This is a genomic window from Acidimicrobiia bacterium, assembly GCA_036271555.1.
Taxonomy (GTDB): Bacteria; Actinomycetota; Acidimicrobiia; order IMCC26256; family PALSA-610; genus DATBAK01.
Genome location: DATBAK010000083.1, coordinates 104,314 through 122,774 on the forward strand (window position 1 = coordinate 104,314; position 18,461 = coordinate 122,774).

At 71.1% G+C, this 18,461-nt stretch carries 18 protein-coding genes; 8 read left to right on the forward strand and 10 right to left on the reverse strand.

Annotated elements, in window-relative coordinates; all coding sequences use genetic code 11:
• Positions 1-77 precede the first annotated feature (77 nt).
• The 6 genes from VH914_18830 (at position 78) to VH914_18855 (ending at position 7,304) form a co-directional block, all read left to right on the forward strand.
• Positions 78-461 carry a rhodanese-like domain-containing protein gene (locus VH914_18830; protein HEX4493265.1) on the forward strand — a complete coding sequence of 128 codons (384 nt, stop codon included), beginning with the start codon at positions 78-80 and terminating at the stop codon, positions 459-461.
• Positions 462-470: 9 nt separating this feature from the next.
• Positions 471-2,093 (forward strand): glycerol-3-phosphate dehydrogenase/oxidase, encoded by a 1,623-nt coding sequence (locus tag VH914_18835; protein ID HEX4493266.1) that lies wholly within the window; start codon positions 471-473, stop codon positions 2,091-2,093.
• Position 2,094: 1 nt separating this feature from the next.
• A complete protein-coding gene (locus VH914_18840) occupies positions 2,095-3,597 on the forward strand; it encodes an FAD-binding oxidoreductase (protein HEX4493267.1) in 1,503 nt (500 codons plus the stop codon).
• Between the two features lie 75 nt (positions 3,598-3,672).
• The gene (locus tag VH914_18845) at positions 3,673-5,115 is read left to right on the forward strand and encodes an FGGY family carbohydrate kinase (GenBank protein ID HEX4493268.1); all 1,443 of its coding nucleotides are present in this window, start codon (positions 3,673-3,675) and stop codon (positions 5,113-5,115) included.
• Between the two features lie 88 nt (positions 5,116-5,203).
• Entirely contained in the window at positions 5,204-6,310 is a 1,107-nt protein-coding gene (locus VH914_18850; protein ID HEX4493269.1) for an LLM class flavin-dependent oxidoreductase, read from the forward strand.
• 79 nt (positions 6,311-6,389) lie between these two features.
• Complete coding sequence (locus VH914_18855; GenBank protein ID HEX4493270.1) at positions 6,390-7,304, forward strand: hypothetical protein; 915 nt, start codon at positions 6,390-6,392, stop codon at positions 7,302-7,304.
• On the opposite strand, the gene VH914_18860 is transcribed toward VH914_18855, so the two are convergent.
• From VH914_18860 to VH914_18875, 4 genes are read right to left on the reverse strand one after another with little or no spacing between them, the layout of a single operon-like run.
• Positions 7,305-7,697 carry a hypothetical protein gene (locus VH914_18860; GenBank protein HEX4493271.1) on the reverse strand — a complete coding sequence of 131 codons (393 nt, stop codon included), beginning with the start codon at positions 7,695-7,697 and terminating at the stop codon, positions 7,305-7,307. It abuts the gene before it with no gap.
• Positions 7,697-8,347 (reverse strand): hypothetical protein, encoded by a 651-nt coding sequence (locus VH914_18865; GenBank protein HEX4493272.1) that lies wholly within the window; start codon positions 8,345-8,347, stop codon positions 7,697-7,699. Before VH914_18865 ends, VH914_18860 begins: the two co-directional genes overlap by 1 nt.
• Positions 8,344-9,474, reverse strand: coding sequence for a hypothetical protein (locus VH914_18870; GenBank protein ID HEX4493273.1), 1,131 nt, complete (start codon positions 9,472-9,474; stop codon positions 8,344-8,346). The genes VH914_18865 and VH914_18870 overlap by 4 nt, the downstream gene beginning before the upstream one ends.
• Before the next feature lies 1 nt (position 9,475).
• Complete coding sequence (locus tag VH914_18875) at positions 9,476-9,823, reverse strand: PEP-utilizing enzyme (protein ID HEX4493274.1); 348 nt, start codon at positions 9,821-9,823, stop codon at positions 9,476-9,478.
• Positions 9,824-9,849: 26 nt separating this feature from the next.
• Here VH914_18875 and VH914_18880 point away from each other — a divergent pair, with 26 nt between their 5' ends.
• Positions 9,850-10,419: a MarR family transcriptional regulator gene (locus VH914_18880; GenBank protein HEX4493275.1), complete on the forward strand. Its 570-nt coding sequence runs from the start codon at positions 9,850-9,852 to the stop codon at positions 10,417-10,419.
• A 73-nt stretch (positions 10,420-10,492) separates the two neighbouring features.
• On the forward strand, positions 10,493-11,443 hold the full coding sequence (locus VH914_18885) for an alpha/beta hydrolase (protein ID HEX4493276.1): 951 nt from the start codon (positions 10,493-10,495) through the stop codon (positions 11,441-11,443).
• Here the strand turns inward: VH914_18885 and VH914_18890 are convergent.
• From VH914_18890 to VH914_18915, 6 genes are all read right to left on the reverse strand, one after another.
• Positions 11,413-12,342, reverse strand: coding sequence for a cation diffusion facilitator family transporter (locus VH914_18890; protein HEX4493277.1), 930 nt, complete (start codon positions 12,340-12,342; stop codon positions 11,413-11,415). The genes VH914_18885 and VH914_18890 overlap by 31 nt on opposite strands.
• Positions 12,338-13,729 carry a class II fumarate hydratase gene (locus tag VH914_18895; GenBank protein HEX4493278.1) on the reverse strand — a complete coding sequence of 464 codons (1,392 nt, stop codon included), beginning with the start codon at positions 13,727-13,729 and terminating at the stop codon, positions 12,338-12,340. Before VH914_18895 ends, VH914_18890 begins: the two co-directional genes overlap by 5 nt.
• A complete protein-coding gene (locus tag VH914_18900) occupies positions 13,726-14,244 on the reverse strand; it encodes a methylated-DNA--[protein]-cysteine S-methyltransferase (GenBank protein HEX4493279.1) in 519 nt (172 codons plus the stop codon). The genes VH914_18895 and VH914_18900 overlap by 4 nt, the downstream gene beginning before the upstream one ends.
• Before the next feature lie 119 nt (positions 14,245-14,363).
• Entirely contained in the window at positions 14,364-16,328 is a 1,965-nt protein-coding gene (locus VH914_18905; protein ID HEX4493280.1) for a molybdopterin-dependent oxidoreductase, read from the reverse strand.
• Between the two features lie 121 nt (positions 16,329-16,449).
• A complete protein-coding gene (locus tag VH914_18910; protein HEX4493281.1) occupies positions 16,450-17,439 on the reverse strand; it encodes a malate dehydrogenase in 990 nt (329 codons plus the stop codon).
• 121 nt (positions 17,440-17,560) lie between these two features.
• Positions 17,561-18,301 carry a J domain-containing protein gene (locus tag VH914_18915; GenBank protein ID HEX4493282.1) on the reverse strand — a complete coding sequence of 247 codons (741 nt, stop codon included), beginning with the start codon at positions 18,299-18,301 and terminating at the stop codon, positions 17,561-17,563.
• Positions 18,302-18,461: the final 160 nt, after the last annotated feature.

An 18,461-nucleotide genomic window follows, 5' to 3' on the forward strand; every position in this document is an offset into this window, starting at 1 on the left:
CTCGCCGCTCCCGACGCCTCAGTCGCCCAGTCGGGCGGGCCGTTGAGCGACCGGCCCGTTCCCGCGCGTTAGCTGTCGTGCTCTTTCGCAAGCAGCCGGTTCCGCACGTCAACCTCGGCAGCGGCACGACTCTCGACGCGAAGGATGTGCTGCTCGACGTGCGCGACGAGGACGAGTTCCTCGCGGGCCACGCGCCGGACTCGTGGTTCTGCCCGGTGAAGGAGCTCGACTCGATCCGGTGGGACCTGCCGATGATGTTCCGCATCGTGTGCGTGTCGCGCACCGGTGACCGCGGGCACGTCGCGACCGACCAGCTGCGGCAGTGGGGATTCAACGCCGCCAACCTCACCGGCGGCATGATCGCCTGGCGCGACGACGGCCGGCCCGTCGTGCGCGAGGACGGCTCACCCGGGGTCGTCGCCGGCGCGGACCCCGATGAGAGCGAAGTGACGGACGGGTAACCTCCGCCCGTGAGCTTCGACCGCGCCGAGAACATCCGGCGCCTCGGTGCCGAGTCGTTCGACGTCGTCGTCATCGGGGGCGGGATCACGGGCGTGGGCTGCGCGCTCGATGCCGCGTCCCGCGGGCTGCGCACGGCGCTCGTGGAGCGCGCCGACTTCGCGTCGGGCACGTCGTCGAAATCGTCGAAGCTCGTGCACGGTGGGCTGCGCTACCTCCAGCAGCGCGAAGTCGGCCTCGTGTACGAGGCGCTCGCGGAGCGCCAGATCCTGCGCCGCAACGCGCCCCATCTCGTGCGCACGCTGCCGTTCCTGCTGCCGGTGTTCACCTCCGACGGGCTCATCAACCGCCGGCTCGCGCGCGCGCTCGGCACCGTGATGTGGATGTACGACCTCACCGGCGGCCTACGCATCGGCAAGCTGCACCGGCGCGTCGGGAAGGACGCCGCGATCGCGCACATGCCGACGCTGCGCGCGTCGCGGCTCGCGTCCGCGTACATCTACTACGACGCGCGCGCCGACGACGCGCGCCTCACGCTCACGATCGCGCGCACCGCCGCGGAGACGGGTGCCGCGGTCGTGAACCGCGCCGCGGTCGCGGGATTCGAGAAGGACGACAGCGGGCGCGTCTCCGGTGTGCGCGTGCGCGTCGACGGCTCGGAGATCGTGGTGCGCACGCGCTCGGTGGTGAACGCGACCGGCGTGTGGGCCGACGACGTGCGCGCGCTCGACGAAGGCTCGCACCCCGACTCGATCCGGCCCGCGAAGGGTGTGCACATCACGGTGCCGTGGTCGAAGATCCGCAACGACATCGCCGCGGTCATCCCGGTACGCAAGGACCGCCGTTCGGTGTTCGTCGTGCCGTGGGGCGACTTCACCTACATCGGGACGACCGACACCGACTACGAAGGCTCGCTCGACGATCCGCAGTGCACGCCCACCGACATCGAGTACCTCCTGCGCGCGATCAACGACGTCGTCACGACGCCGATCTCCGAGGCCGACATCCTCGGCACGTGGGCGGGCCTCCGGCCGCTCGTGAAGCGCGCCGGCAGCGAGCGGACCGCCGACCTCTCGCGGCGGCACTCGGTGATCTCGTCGAAGAGCGGCGTCGTGACCGTCACCGGCGGCAAGCTCACGACGTATCGCCGCATGGCCGCGGACGCGATCGACGCGGTCACGAGCGCGCTCGACACGAAGGCGCGCAGCGCGACCGCGCGACTCGCGCTGTCGGGTGCCGCGCAGTGGGACGCGAGTGGCGTGTCCGAGCATCTCGCGAGTCGCTACGGCAGCAACGGCACGTTCGTGAAGGCAATCGAGTCGGCGCGGCCGGAGCTCGCGGAGCCGATCGTGCCCGGCCTGCCGTACTCGAAGGCCGAGGTCGTGTACGCGGCGAGCGACGAGATGGCGTGCACGGTCGACGACGTGTTGAGCCGGCGAACCCGGGCCCGGTTGCTCGGGCGCGACGCGTCGGCGGACGCGGCCGCCGAGGTCGCGCGGCTCATCGCGCCGATCCTGGGCTGGGACGAGGCGACCGCGGCCGCGTCGGTCGCCGACTACCGCTCGCTCGTCGACGCGGAACGGACGAGTGCCGCGCTGCCCGAGACCGCGCTCGACGCGGCACTCGGTACCTGACGTGCCGTTCACTCCCGAGCGCGGCGCGCCGACGCCTCCGATCACGCTCGACGACCCCGCGACGGCTGCCGCGCGACTGGGCGCAGAGCGGGTCGAGCTCGACGACGCGTTCCTGCACCGGCTCGGTGACGTCTGCGCGAGCGTGACGACCGACGCGGCGACGCTCGCGGAATCGAGCCGCGACTGGTGGCCGCTCGCGATGCACTGGGCGCTCGCGCACGAGGTGCCCGCGCTCGCGGCTGCGGTCGCGCGACCCGCGTCGGCGCCGGAGGTCGCGGCGGTGATCGGCGCGTGCACCGCCGCGCGCGTGCCGGTGACGGTCGCCGCCGGCCGCAGTGGGGTCTGCGGTGCGAGCATCCCCGTGCACGGTGGCGTGGTGCTCGACCTGTGCGGGCTCGAGGGCATCGTCGACGTCGACCAGGAGTCGAAGGTCGTCGACGTGCGGGCGGGAACGTTCGGCGACGTGTTCGAGGACCGGCTGCGCGCCGACCACGGTGTCACCTGCGGGCACTGGCCCCAATCCATCGCGCTGTCGACGGTCGGCGGCTGGCTCGCGTGTCGCGGTGCGGGACAGCTCTCCACGCGCTACGGGAAGATCGAGGACATCGTCGTCGGGCTCGACGTCGTGCTCGCCGACGGGCGCACGATCCACACCGGTGGCGCGCCGCGCGCCGCCGTCGGACCGGATCTCACACAGCTGTTCGTCGGCTCCGAAGGGACGCTCGGCGTGATCACGGGCGCGCGGTTGCGGGCACACACACTGCCCACGTCGGAGTGGCGGGGCGCGTACGGCTTCGACTCGTTCGTCGACGGTCTCGACGCGTGCCGGCGCATCCTGCACCGCGGCGCGACGCCGGCCGTGCTGCGGCTCTACGACGCGATCGAGGCGAACCGCAGCTACCAGACCGGTGAGCGCGCGGTGCTGCTCGTGATGGACGAGGCCGACGCGGCGTTGACCGCGGCGACGGCCGCGATCGTCGGCGACGAATGCCGCGCGGCCGAGCCGCTCGATCCGGCGCTGCTCGATCGCTGGTTGGAGCATCGCAACGACGTGTCGGCGCTCGAGGCGCTCACCCGACGCGGCATCGTCGTCGACACGATGGAGATCGCGGGCTCGTGGCGCGATCTGCCGCGCATCTACGAGACGGCGCGCGCGGCGATCCTCGGCGTCGACGGCGCGCTCGTCGCGTCCGCACACCAGTCGCACTCCTACACCGACGGGGCGTGCCTCTACTTCACCTTCGCCGGCCAGCCGGGCGACAACCCGCCCGACGTCTTCTACCGCGCCGCGTGGGACGCGGGGACGCGCGCGGTGCTCGCGGCCGGCGGCGCGCTGAGCCACCATCACGGCATCGGGCTCAATCGCGCGCGATTCGTGCGCGACGCGCTCGGCGACGCGTTCGACGTGCTCGTCGCCGCGAAGCGCGCGCTCGATCCGAACGGCATCCTCAACCCGGGCAAGCTCGGCCTGCCCGACCCGTGGGGCGGTCCCGAGTGGCCATGACCCGGAGCCGGTGCGCGTTCCGCTCGGCACTCGGGCGCACGTCCGTTCCGCGACGAGCGAGCAGGCGACGGTGACATGAGAGTTCTCGTGCTCGACATCGGCACCAGCAGCGTGCGGGCGTCGGTGCTGCGCGAGGACGGGAGCGTCGCCTTCGAGGTCGCGCGGGAGCAGCTGCCCGACTTCCCGGCTGACGGACTCGTCGAGTTCGACGCGCTCGCGCTCGCCGAGTGCACGCGCGAGCTCGCGCAGCACGCGATCGCCGCGGAGGAAGGTGTCGACGGCGTCGGCATCTGCAACCAGCGCGCGTCGACGATCGTGTGGGATCGCGCGACCGGTGAGCCCGTCGGCCCCGCGCTGGGATGGCAGGATCTCCGCACGATCGGTGCGTGCCTCACGTTGCGCGCCGACGGCATCCGCGTCGCGCCGAACCAGTCGGCGACGAAGCTGCAGTGGCTCGTCGAGCAGCACGACCCGTCGCGGTCGCGCGATCTCTGCTTCGGAACCGTCGACACCTGGATCGCGTGGAAGCTCTCGGGCGGCCACGTCTTCGTCACCGACCCCGGGAACGCGGGCCTCACCGGGCTCGCGCATCACCGGGTGACCGAGTGGGATCCGGACGTGCTCTCGACGCTCGGTGTGAGCCATGTCGCGATGCCGGCGATCGTCGACTCGGAGGGCGCGATGGGCGTCGCGTCCGAGCTCGACGGCGCGCCGCCGTTCGTCGCGATCCTCGGCGACCAGCAGGCGTCGCTCGCGGGCCAGTCGTGCGTGCGCGTCGGCGACGCCAAGATCACGTTCGGCACCGGCGCGATGCTCGACGTCAACCTCGGCGACCGGGCACCGGCGAAGGAAGAGCGCGCCGCGGCGGGCACGTTCCCGGTCGTCGCCTGGCGCGCCGGCGGCACGACGACGTGGGGATCGGAGGCGATCATGCTCGCCGCGGGCACGAACGTGCAGTGGCTGCGCGACGACCTCGGGTTGGTGAGCAGCGCGTCGGAAACCCACACGATCGCCTCGGAGTGCGACGACACCGGCGGCGTGTGGTTCGTGCCCGCCCCGCTCGGGCTCGGGACACCCACGTGGGACTACGGCGCGCGCAGCGGCTTCTTCGGACTGACGCGCGGCAGCGGTCGTGCCGAGGTCGTGCGCGCGGTGCTCGAAGGGATCGCGCACCGCGGTGCCGACCTCGTCGAGGCCGCGGAGACCGACACCGGCGTCACCATCGACACCCTGCGGGTCGACGGCGGGATGAGCGACAACCCGACGTTCGTGCAGGCCGTCGCCGACGCGACGCAACGACCGGTCGAGATCTCGCCGGTGCGGGATGCGACGACGCGCGGCGCGGCCCTGCTCGCGCTCGTCGGGCTCGGTGCGCTGCCCGGTGTCGACGCGCTCGCGGAGTTGTGGGCCCCGCGCGCGCGCGTCGAGCCCGCACGGACGCTCGACCGGGACCGCTGGCACGAAGCCCGCCGGCGGGTCGAGCACTGGATACCGGAGTTGTCCGGCATCGACTTCTGATTCCTGGTCGCGCTCGCACGGCGGGCCGCCCGCTCCTGCGGGAACGTTCTCTAGGATGCGAGGCTCCGGGCCCGAAGGAGCTCCCCGCATGGGTATGAAGTTCGCGCTCTTCTACGAGATCCCCGTCGCCCGGCCCTGGGACCCGGAGAGCGAGCACCGGGCCTACAAGAACACGCTCGAGCAGGCGATCCTCGGCGACCGCCTCGGCTTCCACAGCATCTGGACCGTCGAGCACCACTTCCTCGAGGAGTACTCGCACTGTTCGAACCCCGAGGTGCTGTACGGCGCGATCGCAGCGCGCACCGAGAACATCCGTCTCGGCTACGGCGTGCGACTGCTGCCCAAGCCGTACAACCACCCCATCCGCACCGCGGAGTCGGTCGCGGTGCTCGACCTGATCTCGGACGGGCGCGTCGAGTTCGGCACCGGCCGTTCGTCGACGCGCGCCGAGCTCGAAGGCTTCGACGTGCCGCCGCACGAGACGCGCGCGATGTGGAGCGAGGCGCTGCACCACATCGTCGGCGCGTGGACCGAGGAGTACTACCAAGCCGACGGCAAGTACTGGCACATGGGCGCGCCGCGGCGCGTGCAGCCGAAGCCGTTGCAGAACCCGCACCCGCCGATCTGGGGCGCGACGTCGAGCCCCGACGGACACCGCGAGATCGGCCGGCACGGTGTCGGCCTCTGCTCGTTCACCGTGGGCGTACCGCCCGAGGAGCTGGGTGAGCGGTTGGCGTTGTACCGCGGCGGTTTGGCCGAGTGCACGTCACCCGTCGGGAAGTTCGTCAACGATCAGGCCGCGACGTTCACGATGGTGCACTGCGCGCCGACGACGGAGGAAGCGGAGCAGGACGCCGCGGAGTCGTTCGTCTGGTACGTGAAGCACGGCGCCGCGTTGATCGGCTCGGTCGCGGAGCTGCTCGAAGGCAAGGACCTCGGCACCTACCAGTACGCGGCCGCGCCGCTGCAGATGGAGCGCGAGGGGATGTTCGAGCACATCACGTTCGACTTCCTGCGCGACTCGGGCTCGGCGGTCGTCGGCAATCCCGATCAGTGCATTGCGGCGGCGAAGCGCTACGAGGCGATCGGCTGCGACCTGCTCCTCTGCCTCGTGAATCCGTACAAGATCTCGCACGAGCGGGTCATGCAGTCGATCGAGCTCCTCGGCACGCACGTGTTGCCCGCGTTCGCATAGCGCGCTTCCTCCGCACTTCCCCTCTGTCGCGTCCGACGCGGCCATTCCCTTGGCCGTCAGTACTGCTCAGAGGGAGTCAATGCCAACGGAACCCGCGCTTGCTCTGATCTCCGAGCTGAGCCGCCCGACGTTCGGCGTTTTCCGTGGTCGGGATGCGGTCGCGCTCGACATCACGCGCAATCGACTCACGACGCTCTGTGCGAGCGGTGTTCTCCTGCGCGTGCTCCCTGACGTGTACCGAATGACCGTCGTCGCTCCATCACCGATGCAACGGCTCGTCGCGGCGCTCCTCTGGGCGGGCGATGCGTCTGCCGCCGGGACGCGATCTGCGGGTGAGGTCTACGGGCTCGAGGGCGTCCGCGCTCAGAAGCCGGAGATCGTCGTGCCCGGCGACAGCTGGCTGCGATCCGATCAGGTCGCCGTCGCCCGGCACCGCGACCGCGCGCACCTGATGATTCGCAACCACCGCGGGATGCGGGTGACGGGCGTCGAGGCGACGATCGTCGCGCTTGCGCACGCGCTCGACAGCGAATCGTTCGAGATCGCATGCGAGGACGCTCGTCGCCGGCGGCTCACTACTGTCGCCGCACTCCGCGCGTACCTGAACCGTCACGGACGTCGTGGCCTGCAGGGCGTACGCGCGACGCGCGCGCTGCTCGACGAGCTCGACCCGTTCACACCGTCGCGCTCGATGCTCGAGGTCAAGACTCGACGTCTGCTCGTTGCGAGCGGCTTCGGCGACTTCGAGCGCGAGCTCCCGCTCGAGTGGAACGGGCGCATCTACCGGTACGACTTCGCGTTGCGAGCGAGCCGCACGATCCTCGAAACGAACGGCCGCCGTTGGCACGACGACGCAGCCGACTACGAGCACGACAACGAGAAATGGAGTGTCCCCGCGCGCTACGGCTGGCGCATCGTGTTCGCGACATGGGACAAGGTCACGCGGCGACCCGAATCGCTGCTCGCAGAGTTGGCGGCCGTGTCGGCGGCGTGATCAGGATTCGGTGGCGCGGGCGGTGCGTTCGTCGGCGAGGTCGCGGGCGAGCTTGAGACCGAGCACGGCCGAGCCGAGCGCGGCGGGGCCGACGAGGCGCCCACGCGCGGGCACGCCCGGCGAGGTGAGCGACACGAAGCCGTCGACCGCGTCGGCGATGCTGCCCATGCCGACCCACTCCGCGTCCTGCGTCCGCTCCTTCACGCACGTCAGCGCGCCGGCGCCGAGAATGAGATCGCGTATCCCGACCATCCGCAGCAGCGCGCGCGTGCGGGGCGAATGATCACCGAGCCACAGGCGACCCGCGAGGCCGGGCAGGACGAGCAGCACGAGCCCGACGACGGCGCGGCTGCGCCCGAGGATCAGAGCCATCTTGCGCGCGTCGAGATCCATCAACCGATCCTCTCACGCGAGGGGAGGAACGACTCGATCCAGGCCGTGCCCCGGCGCCCGTCGACGCCGCCCGCCGCGCCGAGCGCGCGCGTCACGACACCCGAGTCGATCGGCACCAGCGCACGCGACCGCACGGCGATGTCGGCCCCGGCGCCGTCGGACCACGACCCGTCGTCCCACGCGACGATCGTGCGTTCACCGAACCCGACGACCGGCGCGTCCGCATGTGTGAACACGCCCGGCGTGTCGACGGGGATCGTGTCCCGACCGAGCAACACGTCGCCGCGCACGCGGCCGCCTTCGTCGGTCGTCTCCCATTCGAGATCGAGACCGAACGCGACGCGCTCGCCGATCTCTCCGTTGAGCGCGTCCTCGGGTGTGTCGAGCGCGACGGCGAACGCCTCGAGGCCGATGCTCCAGTGCTCGTCCGGCGTCTCGCACACGAGCTCGGCCCACAGCGAGTCGGCACGAATCTCGAGCGCACGCCCGCGCGGCAACGCGACCTCGTGATCGCGCACGACGACGGGCCCGAGACCCGGTCGCCACAGGTACGCCCAGTACCACGCGACCCGATCGTCGGGATGCAACGCGAGGCGTACGAACCCGCCGTCACCGTCGGCGGTCCCCCATTCGAACGACCAGGACCTCAAGGAATCGGCGGGTAGTACACCGCCGCGTCCTGCTCGATCTCGGGCGTCGACTCGAACAGCTCGAGCAACGGATACAGGTCGAGGCTGTCGCGCGGCATCGACCAGTCGAGCTGATCGGCAACGCCCGCAGCCTCCGCGAACGGGCGCAGGAACGTGAAGTACACGTACGCGCCCGCGTTGATCTTGTCGCGCCGATCCATGTCGGCGATGAGCCGGTAGAGCTTGCGCTGCGCGGCCTTCACCGACTCGCCGAGCGCGAGCGCGTCCGACTCGATGATCGGAACCGCGCGGCCGCTCGTCGGATCGAAGAGACCGAACGCGACGAGGCGATCGAGATAGTCGGACGGATCGGTGACCGACGTACCGAAGTCGGTGACGTGGAAGTCGACGCCGTCGAGCACGAAGGCCGCGAGCACTGTGGAGTACGGCAGCTCCGCCGCGATGTCGTGGCTCCACGCGAAGTCCGACACACCGAAGCGGTTGAACGCGCGCAGCAGCAGCACGCGCCCGTCCGGAAGCAGATACGGACCGGTGTCCTGATAACCGGCGCGCGTGTCGAAGTAGAGCAGGAAGAGATACGACGTCAGCAGCGCGTTGAGACGCGACAGGCGCGCGCGATGTTCGTCGTCGCGCACGGGCAGGCAGCCGGCGACGATCTCGTCGACGTGATCGGTATACGGCGTGACGACCCCGGCCGCGTCGGCCGCTTGCAGCGTGCCGTCGGCACGGAACTCTGCGGCGGCGCGCTTCCAGAAGTCGAGCACGACCGCGGTGCGCGAGATGTCGGCGTCGAAGTCGATCAAGCCGCCACCCGCGAGCACGGACCGGCCGACGAGGTAGATGTTCGCGATCGACCAGAGGTGCACGGTGTCGATCTGGTTGCCGAGCTCGCGCCCGCGCGCACCGAGCGACTCCGGCGTCGTCGCGGCCGCGATCGCGGTCATGAGCTCGGGGTGCCGGCGGTAGCACTCGACTCCCGAGACGAGGATGTACGCGGTCACCGGGATGAGCGCGGACTCGAGCGCGGTCCGCTGCACCGTGAGGCCGTGCGCGATCTCGCCGTGGTACCGCAACATGCGGTTGACCTCGTCGCGATCCCAGCCGTCGGGAAGTGCGAGCGCGGTCACGTCAGACGGTCCGAACGACGCCGGGCGTCGACGAGCAGTCGACCTCGACGAGCGCGTCGGTGTCGGGCTCGGCGTCGAGCGTCGCGGCCATGAGGCACGGCACGCGGTACTCGCGGCTCACGATGCCGATGTGACTCATCGGCGTGCCCGACAAACACACGACCGCGGTGAGATCGTCGAAGATCGGCGCGAGGAACGTCGCACCCGCGTCGACAACGCACGCGACCACACCCTCGGCCGAGTCGTCGAGCAGGTCGAGCACGTCGTCGGGATTCGAGAGGCGGCGCCAGCGACCGCGCACCGGTGCCGCTTCGAAGACGATCGTGCCGGTTCCGATGTCGTCGCTCACGGAGGGCGGAGCCTACGCTGACGGCGGTGGACGCGCTCACCGACGAGCAATGGCTGCTCGTGCACGAACTGCGCCTCCGCGGGGTGATGGAGGCGGGCGACGACGAAGGTGTCGACGTGATCGTGCAGTCGGGATACGCCGTGCGGAAGTCGACCCGCGTCGTGATCACCGCCGAGGGCCGGACCGCACACACCGAGTGGGCGCGCTGCGCGCCGGCGAGCGATTCCGAAGCCGCACTGGAGCGCAGCTTCGACCGCTTCCTGCCGTTGAACGGCGAGCTGCTGCAGCTCTGCTCCGACTGGCAGGTGAAACGGAGCGGCGCGACGAACGACCATCGCGACGCCGCCTACGACTGGTCGGTGATCCAGCGGCTCGTCGCGCTCGACGAGCGCGCGGGCGCGGTGGCGCGCCACGCGAGCCGCGCGCTCGAACGCCTCGCGCCCTACCGTGCGCGACTGCGCGACGCGCGCCAGAAGGTCGAAGCCGGCGAGCACGACTGGTTCACGTCGCCGCGCATCGACTCGTACCACACGGTGTGGATGCAGTGGCACGAGGACCTCTTGCTCGCGCTGGGCCGGGAACGGGAGACGGAGTGAAGCCAGGCGCAGACCGAGGGCGGCCGGAGCCTCGTCGAGACGGGAGTGCACGATGGCCCGAGGCCGAAGCCGCATGATGAACCGCCACGACGCGATGCACGAGACGTGGTATCCGGTCGGCGATCGGCTCGTGCACGCGGTCGAGTGGCACGCCGACGACGCGCGCACCGACGCGCCGCCGGTCGTGCTCGTCCACGGGCTCGGTGGCAGCACGGTGAATTGGGAGCTGGTCGGCGGTCCGCTCGCGCGCCGGCTCGCGACACGCGTCGTCGCCTTCGACCTCGGAGGCTTCGGGCGCACCGCGCTCGGCACGCACCGCGCGAGCCTCGGCGTGAACGGCCACCTCCTCGCCGACCTCGTCGAGTCGACGGGACCCGCCCTCGTGGTCGGCAACTCGATGGGCGGGGCGCTCGCCGCCGGGCTCGCGGCGCGTCGCTCGGAGCTGGTGCGCGGCCTCGTCCTCGTCGACGCCGCGCTCCCCCGCCCGCTGCGACCGCCGGGGATGCGCGAGACCGTCGACGGACTCTTCAACCTGCGCGGTCTCGCGGCCGCGGCGGTGCCGATCGCCGGGCCCCGGCTCGTGCGGATGCGAATGCGCCAGCTCGGTCCCGCCGGCACCGTCGACACGAGCCTGCGCATCGTGTGCGCGCAACCACACGCCATCGACGCCACGCTGCGCCGGCACATGATCGACCTGACGCAGTACCGCGCGAGGGGGAACGACTCCGCGCGCGCGTATCACGACGCGATCCGTTCGCTGTTCGCCTACACGACACGCGGCATGACCGCCGACCTGCGCGCGATCACCGCGCCGACGCTGGTCGTACACGGCGCGCTCGACCGGCTCGTGCCCGTGTCGCTCGCGCGCGGCGCGGCGCGCCGCCGACCGGACTGGACGCTGGAGGTCTTCGAGCACTGCGGCCACGTGCCGATGATGGAGCAGCCCGAGCGCTTCGTCGACGTCGTCGCGGGCTGGGCCAAGACCCATGTCGGCTACGACTCGGAGGTCGGCAGCTCGCGGTAGAGGTCGGGCTCGATGAACACGAGGCGCGCGGCGGGACACGCGGCCCGCAGCCGCGCTTCGGCACCGTCGATCGCGTGCGCGAGCTGTTCGATCGACAACGAACGATCGAACTCGAGCTTCGCGGCAACCATCACGTCGTCGGGGCCGAGGTGCTGCGTGCGCATGTGGATGATGCGTCGCACCGACGGCGCGCCGAGCAGCGCGTCCGAGATCGTCGCCACGTCTTCGGGCGACGCGGCCTCGCCGATGAGCAGGCTCGCCATCTCGATCGCGAGCACGATCGCGATTCCGACGAGCAGGACACCGATCGCGAGGCTGCCCATCGCGTCGAACCGCGGTTGGTGGAACACCTCCGCGAGCGCGATCCCGATCAGCGCGAAGGCGAGGCCGATGAGCGCGCCGAAGTCCTCGAGCAACACGACCGGGAGCTCGGGGTTCTTCGTGCGGTGGATGAACTGCCACCACGTGCGGTCGCCGCGCAACGGTCGCGCCTCGCCGATCCCCGTGCGGAACGACAGCGACTCGAGCACCACGCTGATCCCGAGCACGGCGTAGGCCCACACCGCGGACTCGAGCGCGTGCGGGTGGATCAGCTTCTCGACGCCGTCGACGATCGCGAACACGCCGCCGAGCGTGAAGAGCACCACCGCGACGACGAACGCCCAGAAGTAGCGCGCCGGCCCGTATCCGAACGGATGCGCGGCGTCGGCGGGACGATCGGCACGCCGCGCGCCGAGCAGGAGCAGCGCCTGGTTGCCGGTGTCGGCGAGCGAGTGGATCGACTCGGCGAGCATCGCCGCCGAGCGCGTGAGCAGGAAGCCCGCGAGCTTGGCGAAGGCGATCCCGAGGTTGGCCAGGAACGCGGCGATGACCGCGCGCCGGGTGCCGTGCGCGCTAATGGATGATCCCGCCGCGGGTCATCGACTCGACGTCGAGCGCGCGGTCGAGCTCGTCGGCGGTCATCAACTTCTTGGCGAGCACGATCTGACGGATCGACTTGCCCGTCTTCACCGACTCCTTGATGATCTTCGCCGCCGCCTCGTACCCGATGTACGGGTTGAGTGACGTGCCGATCGACGGCGACGCCTCCGCGTACTGCTTACAGCGCGCTTCGTTCGCAGCGATACCGCTGACGCACTTGTCGGCGAAGAGGCGCGACACGGTCGAGAGCAGGCGCAGCGACTCGAGCAGGTTGCGCGCCATCATCGGCATGTAGACGTTGAGCTCGAAGTTGCCCTGCGACGCTCCGAACGCGATCGCAGTGTCGTTGCCGAACACCTGCGCCGCGACCTGCGTGACCGCCTCGGCCATCACCGGATTCACCTTGCCGGGCATGATCGACGAACCGGGCTGGAGATCGGGGATGAAGATCTCCGCGAGGCCGGTGCGCGGTCCGCTGCCCATCCACCGGATGTCGTTCGCGATCTTCACGAGCGACACCGCGTAGACGCGCGCGGCGCCCGAGAGGTCGACGAGCGCGTCGCGCGCACCCTGCGCCGCGAAGTGGTCGCGCGCCTCGGTGAGCGGCAGGCCCGTTTTCGTCGCGAGACCCTTGATGACACCGCGAGCGAACGCCTTCGGTGCGTTGATCCCCGTGCCGACCGCGGTGCCGCCGAGCGGCAGCTCGCCGACGCGCGGGAGCACCGCCTCGAAGCGCACCGACGCGTCCTCGACCTGCGCTGCGTAACCGCCGAACTCCTGTCCGAGCGTGACGGGCGTCGCGTCCATGAGGTGCGTGCGACCCGACTTCACGACGCTCTTGAACTCACGCTGCTTCTTGCGCAACGCGCGCGCGAGATGCTGCACCGCCGGCAACAGATCGGCGACGACCGCTTCACACGCGGCGATGTGGATCGCCGACGGGAACACGTCGTTCGACGACTGCGACGCGTTCACGTGGTCGTTCGGGTGCACGCTCTGGCCGAGGCGCTCGGTAGCGAGCGACGCGATCACCTCGTTGGCGTTCATGTTCGACGACGTGCCCGAACCGGTCTGGTACACGTCGAGCGGGAACTGGTCGTCCCACGTGCCGGCCGCGACCTCGTCGGCGGCGGCCGCGATCGCGTCGCCGATCGGCTTCGTGACACTCGGGACTTCCTTGAGCCGCGTGTTCACGCGCGCGGCTTCGCCCTTGACGAGCGCGAGCGCGCGCACGAGTCGCGGTTCGATGCGCAGCCCGGAGATGGGAAAATTCTCGACCGCGCGCTGCGTCTGCGCGGCCCAGCGGGCGTCGACGGGCACCCGAACTTCGCCCATCGAATCGTGCTCGATCCGGTATTCCGTCATGCCGGCGAAGGTACCGCAACGTTCCGGGCAGGCGGGCATTGACCGCGGATGCGAACACCCTCGCGTTCGAGCAACCAGCGCTTGAGCCCGAGCGCGTCCCGTCCGCCGCCGTAGCCACCGATCCGACCGCCCGCCGCGATGACGCGGTGGCACGGGATCACGAACGGCACGACGTTGCCCGCCATGATCCGCCCGACCGCGCGCGCGGCGCGCGGACGGCCCGCGAGCTCCGCGAGCTCGCCGTACGACACGGTCTCGCCCCACGGCACCTCGGCGGCGAGCGTCTCGAGCACCGTGCGGGCGAGCGGCGCGAGATCGACGGGCCAGTCGACGTCGACCGCGAACGCGCGCCGCGTTCCGGAGAACCATTGCTCGAGCTCACGCGCGATCGCGCGGTCGCGACGTTCGAGCGCGTCGGCGACGAGCGACGCGGTGTCGAGCGCGTCGCCGTCGTCGCGCTCGAACCAGATTCGCCGCACGCCACCCGCCCCGGAGACGACGACGATCGCACCCATCGGCGTCGCCTGCGCCCACCACTGTGCTCTCCTGGTCGGGCTCGCAAGCTTCGCCCTCCCCGACGCCTCGGTGACCGGCCGAGGCCGCTCCGCTCGCGCGCTCGTGCTGGCACGCGTCGTCAAGACGCGGCCGCGATCTCGACGCGCGCGTCGTTGAAGGTCGCGCCGCCGGCGAGGTCGGAGAGCGAGTCGGGCGTGAGCGCGTTCGCGGTGAGCCCGCTCTTCGTCGCGCGACACCACAGGCCCTTCGGGATCGACACGACGCCGGCACGAAGGTCCGCGTCGAAGCGCACGGGCAGCTCCACCGCGCCGAGCTCGTTGAACACGCGCACCATTGCGCCGTCGACGAGCGCACGCGGCGACGCGTCGTCGGGATGCACGCGCACGACTGCTTCCGGTCCGTCGAACTCGCCGAACATCGAGTTGATCGTCTTCGGCGACGACGGCGAGATCAACGCGAGCGGATACTCGGAGTCGAGCGGCTGGTACGTGGGCACGCGAATCTGGGTGAGCCGCGCGAGCTGCACGCGCTTCGATGCGAACGACGGGAACGTGTCGCGGAATTGCACGGTCTCGCCCTCGTCCCGCAGGGGGCGCGCTCCCGACGCGCCGCCGGCGTCGGTCACCGCGCCCCCGAGCACGGTCGCGGGGTCGGCGTCGAAGCGCTCGGCCGGGTAGTCGAAGCGCTCGGCCAGCGCGGCGCCGAGCTCGTTGTTCGAACGACTCTCGCCGACTCGGTCGATGACCTGCGGTGTCTCCTGGAGCACGTACGCGCCGTACGACACCGCGAGGTCGCGCGCCTCGAAGTGCGTCGTCGCGGGCAGCACGACGTCGGCGAACCGCGCGGTGTCGGTGATCACCTGGTCGTGCACGACCGTGAAGAGATCGTCCCGCAGCAGGCCCGCGTGCACCGCGCGCTGGTTCGGGTTCGACGCCGCGGGGTTCGCGCCCTGCACGAACAGCACCGCGATCGGCGGGTCGAGATCGTCGTCGTTGAGCATCGCCCCGAGCCGGTTCATGTTCACGTGACGCGGGCGCGGATCGTGACGTTCCGCGGGATCGCTCGGACCGGTCGTCAACGGCGCGGCCTCGCTGAGCGACGCGAAGATTCCCGCGCCCGGCACGCCGAACTGCCCGGTGAGCACCGGCAGCGCGAACACCGACGCGCACGCGGAACCGCCGTTGCGGCTGCGTTCGAGCCCCCAGCCCGCGCGCACCATCGCCGGGCGCGACGCCGCGAGCTCCTCCGCCGCCTCGGCGATCTCGGTCGCGGCGATGCCGCACACCGGTGCCGCGACCTCGGGCGTCCACCGGCGTGCCGCCTCCAGGTACTCGTCGACACCCTCGGCGTGCTGCGACAAGAACGCGTCGTCGAGCAGATTCGCGCGCTCCAGGTGTGCAGCCATCGCGAGCGCGAGCACGACGTCGGTTCCGGGCGTCGGCGCGAGATGGCGGTCGGCGCGGCGCGCCATCCCGGTGCGGCGGGGATCGACCACGACGAGGCGCGCGCCGTTGCGGCGCGCTTCGTTCACCAACGGTGGGAAGTGCACGTTCGACACCGTCGGGTTCGCGCCCCACACGACGATCAGTCGCGAGTGCACGACGTCGCGCGGATCGGCCGACAGCATGTCGCCGAACATCTCGAACCACGCGGCTCCGTGCGTTGCCGCGCAGATCGTGTGGTCGACGCGCGACGCGCCGAAGCGCTTGAAGAAGCGGTCGACGAGGAGACTCTGCATCGCGGGCGCCGACGAGTTGTAGACGTACGGCACGACCGACTGCGCGCCGAAGCGCTGCGCCGCGTCACGCATCCGCGAGACGACGAGGTCGAGTGCCTCGTCCCACGACGCGGCGCGGAACTCCCCCGCACCCTTCTCGCCCGTGCGTACGAGCGGCGTGAGCACGCGCTCGGGCGCGTAGACGCGCTGCGCGTGATGCTTCACCTTCTGGCAGATGAAGCCGTCGGTGAGCGGGTTCCCGGGGCCCGCGTCGACGGCGACGAGTCGGCCGTCGTCGACCGTGACCGTCAGCGAGCACGTGTCGGGACAGTCGAGCGGGCACGCGGTGCCGAGCAGCTCGCGCATGCCGCCGAGTCTACGGATGGTTCTCGCCAGAGCGCGCGAGCGGAGCGAGCAGCGCGGCTTCGATCGGCGACTGAGGCGTCAGGGAGGCGAAGCTCGCGAGCCCGACCAGACCAGCGGAGACCTACCCCAACAGGCCCAGGTCCGCGACCGCGTCGCGCTCTTCCTGGAGCTCGGCCACGCTGGCGTCGATGCGCGCACGCGAGAAGGAGTCGATCTCGAGGCCCTGCACGACCTCGTAGGTGCCGCCCTTGGTGGTGACGGGGAAGCCCGAGATCAGACCCTCGGCGACGCCGTACGAGCCGTCGGAGCACGTTGCCATGCTCACCCAGTCGTTCTTCGGCGAGCCGAGCATCCAGTCCCGCACGTGGTCGACCGCGGCGTTCGCGGCCGACGCCGCGGACGAGGAACCGCGCGCCTCGATGATCGCGGCGCCCCGCTGCTGCACGGTCGGGATGAACGTCTGCTCGATCCACGAGCGGTCGCCGATCACGTCGGCCGCGTTCTTGCCGCCGACCTCGGCGTGCAGCACGTCCGGGTACTGCGTCGACGAGTGGTTGCCCCAGATCGTCATGCGCGTGACGTCGGCGACCGGCACGCCCGCCTTCGCCGCGACCTGTGCCTTGGCGCGGTTGTGGTCGAGCCGCGTCATCGCGGTGAAGCGGTCGCGGCCGATGCCCGACGCGTTGTTCATCGCGATGAGGCAGTTCGTGTTCGCGGGGTTGCCGACGACGAGGATGCGCACGTCGCTCGCGGCACCCGCGGCGAGGGCCTTGCCCTGCACCGTGAAGATCGCGCCGTTGGCCTCGAGCAGATCCTTGCGCTCCATGCCCTTCGTGCGCGGACGCGAACCGACGAGCAGCGCGATGTTCACGCCGTCGAACGCGTGGTTCGCGTCGTCGGTCTGCACGACACCCTGCAGCAACGGGAACGCGCAGTCGTCGAGCTCCATCACGACGCCGCCGAGCGCGCCGAGCGCGGGCGTGATCTCGAGCAGGTGCAGCACGACCGGCTGGTCGGGGCCGAGCATCGCGCCGCTCGCGATGCGGAACAGCAAGCTGTACCCGATCTGACCGGCGGCGCCCGTGACCGCGACCCGGACTGGATTCTTCACGTTCCACGCCCTTCCAGTGCGTCACCGGCAAGCGGCGAGCGAAGCGAGCAAGCGACCCGATCTGCTCCCGCCCCGCGTCCGGAGCGGCGAGCGCAGCGAGTGCGACCCAAGGACATCGACGCTAATCGCCGGCTGCGGGAACCGCCGAAGCGGCCGCGAATCCCAGCAGCACGTCACGCGCCTCGCTGAGCTCGGCAATCCGCTCCGCGGCTTCGTGGCGCGCGCCGCCGTGATCGGGGTGCGCGTCGCGCAGCAGGCGCCGGAAGCGCCTGTTGATGTCGTCGCGATCCAGCCCCATGCCACCCCGCAGGCCGAGCACCTCCATCGCCCACCGGCGCTCCGACGGCACCCCCGACCACTCGACCTCCTGCGGCGGGCGACCACGGTCCCAGTGCGTTCCCGGCATCGGCGGCGCGGGCTGCGGGACGCCGTACTCGAGCCGGCGCAGGATCACGCCGTCGGGAAAGCGGTAGCGCCGTTCGAGCACGAGGCGGATCGCGTGGATCGCGGCGTCGCGACTCGTCGGGATCATCGACCCGGCCGCGAGCACCGCGCCGAGCACCTGTGGCACCGACGCGCCGTGCACGTCGAGCTCGACGACGACGCGGCCGTCCTCACCGAGCACGCGGTGACGCGAGCGGTCGAGGCCGTGCACGTCGGTCTGGAGCCGGTAGCGCAGCGCGATGCGCGGGACGCCGAGCCCGCGCCGCGCGTCGTCGAGCAGGCGCGGGAAGAGCTCGATCTGCTCCTCGTCGAGGGTGGCGAGGTTCTCGGCGACGACCGTCTGGAGCAGCAGGCGCCCGTGCCCGGCACCCGTCATCGGCAGGTAGGCGTGATCGAGCGCGACCCGTCGGGTCGGCATGTGACGTCGGGTGTGACGGACGGTCAGCTCGGCGAGCAGCACAGGTGACTCCCACCGCTATTCGACACCAGCCATCGTGCCGTACGGGCGCGGCCGCCGGCGATTTCTGGTCGGGCTCGCAAGCGTCGCCCTCCCCGACGCCTCAGCTCCCGGCTCGGGC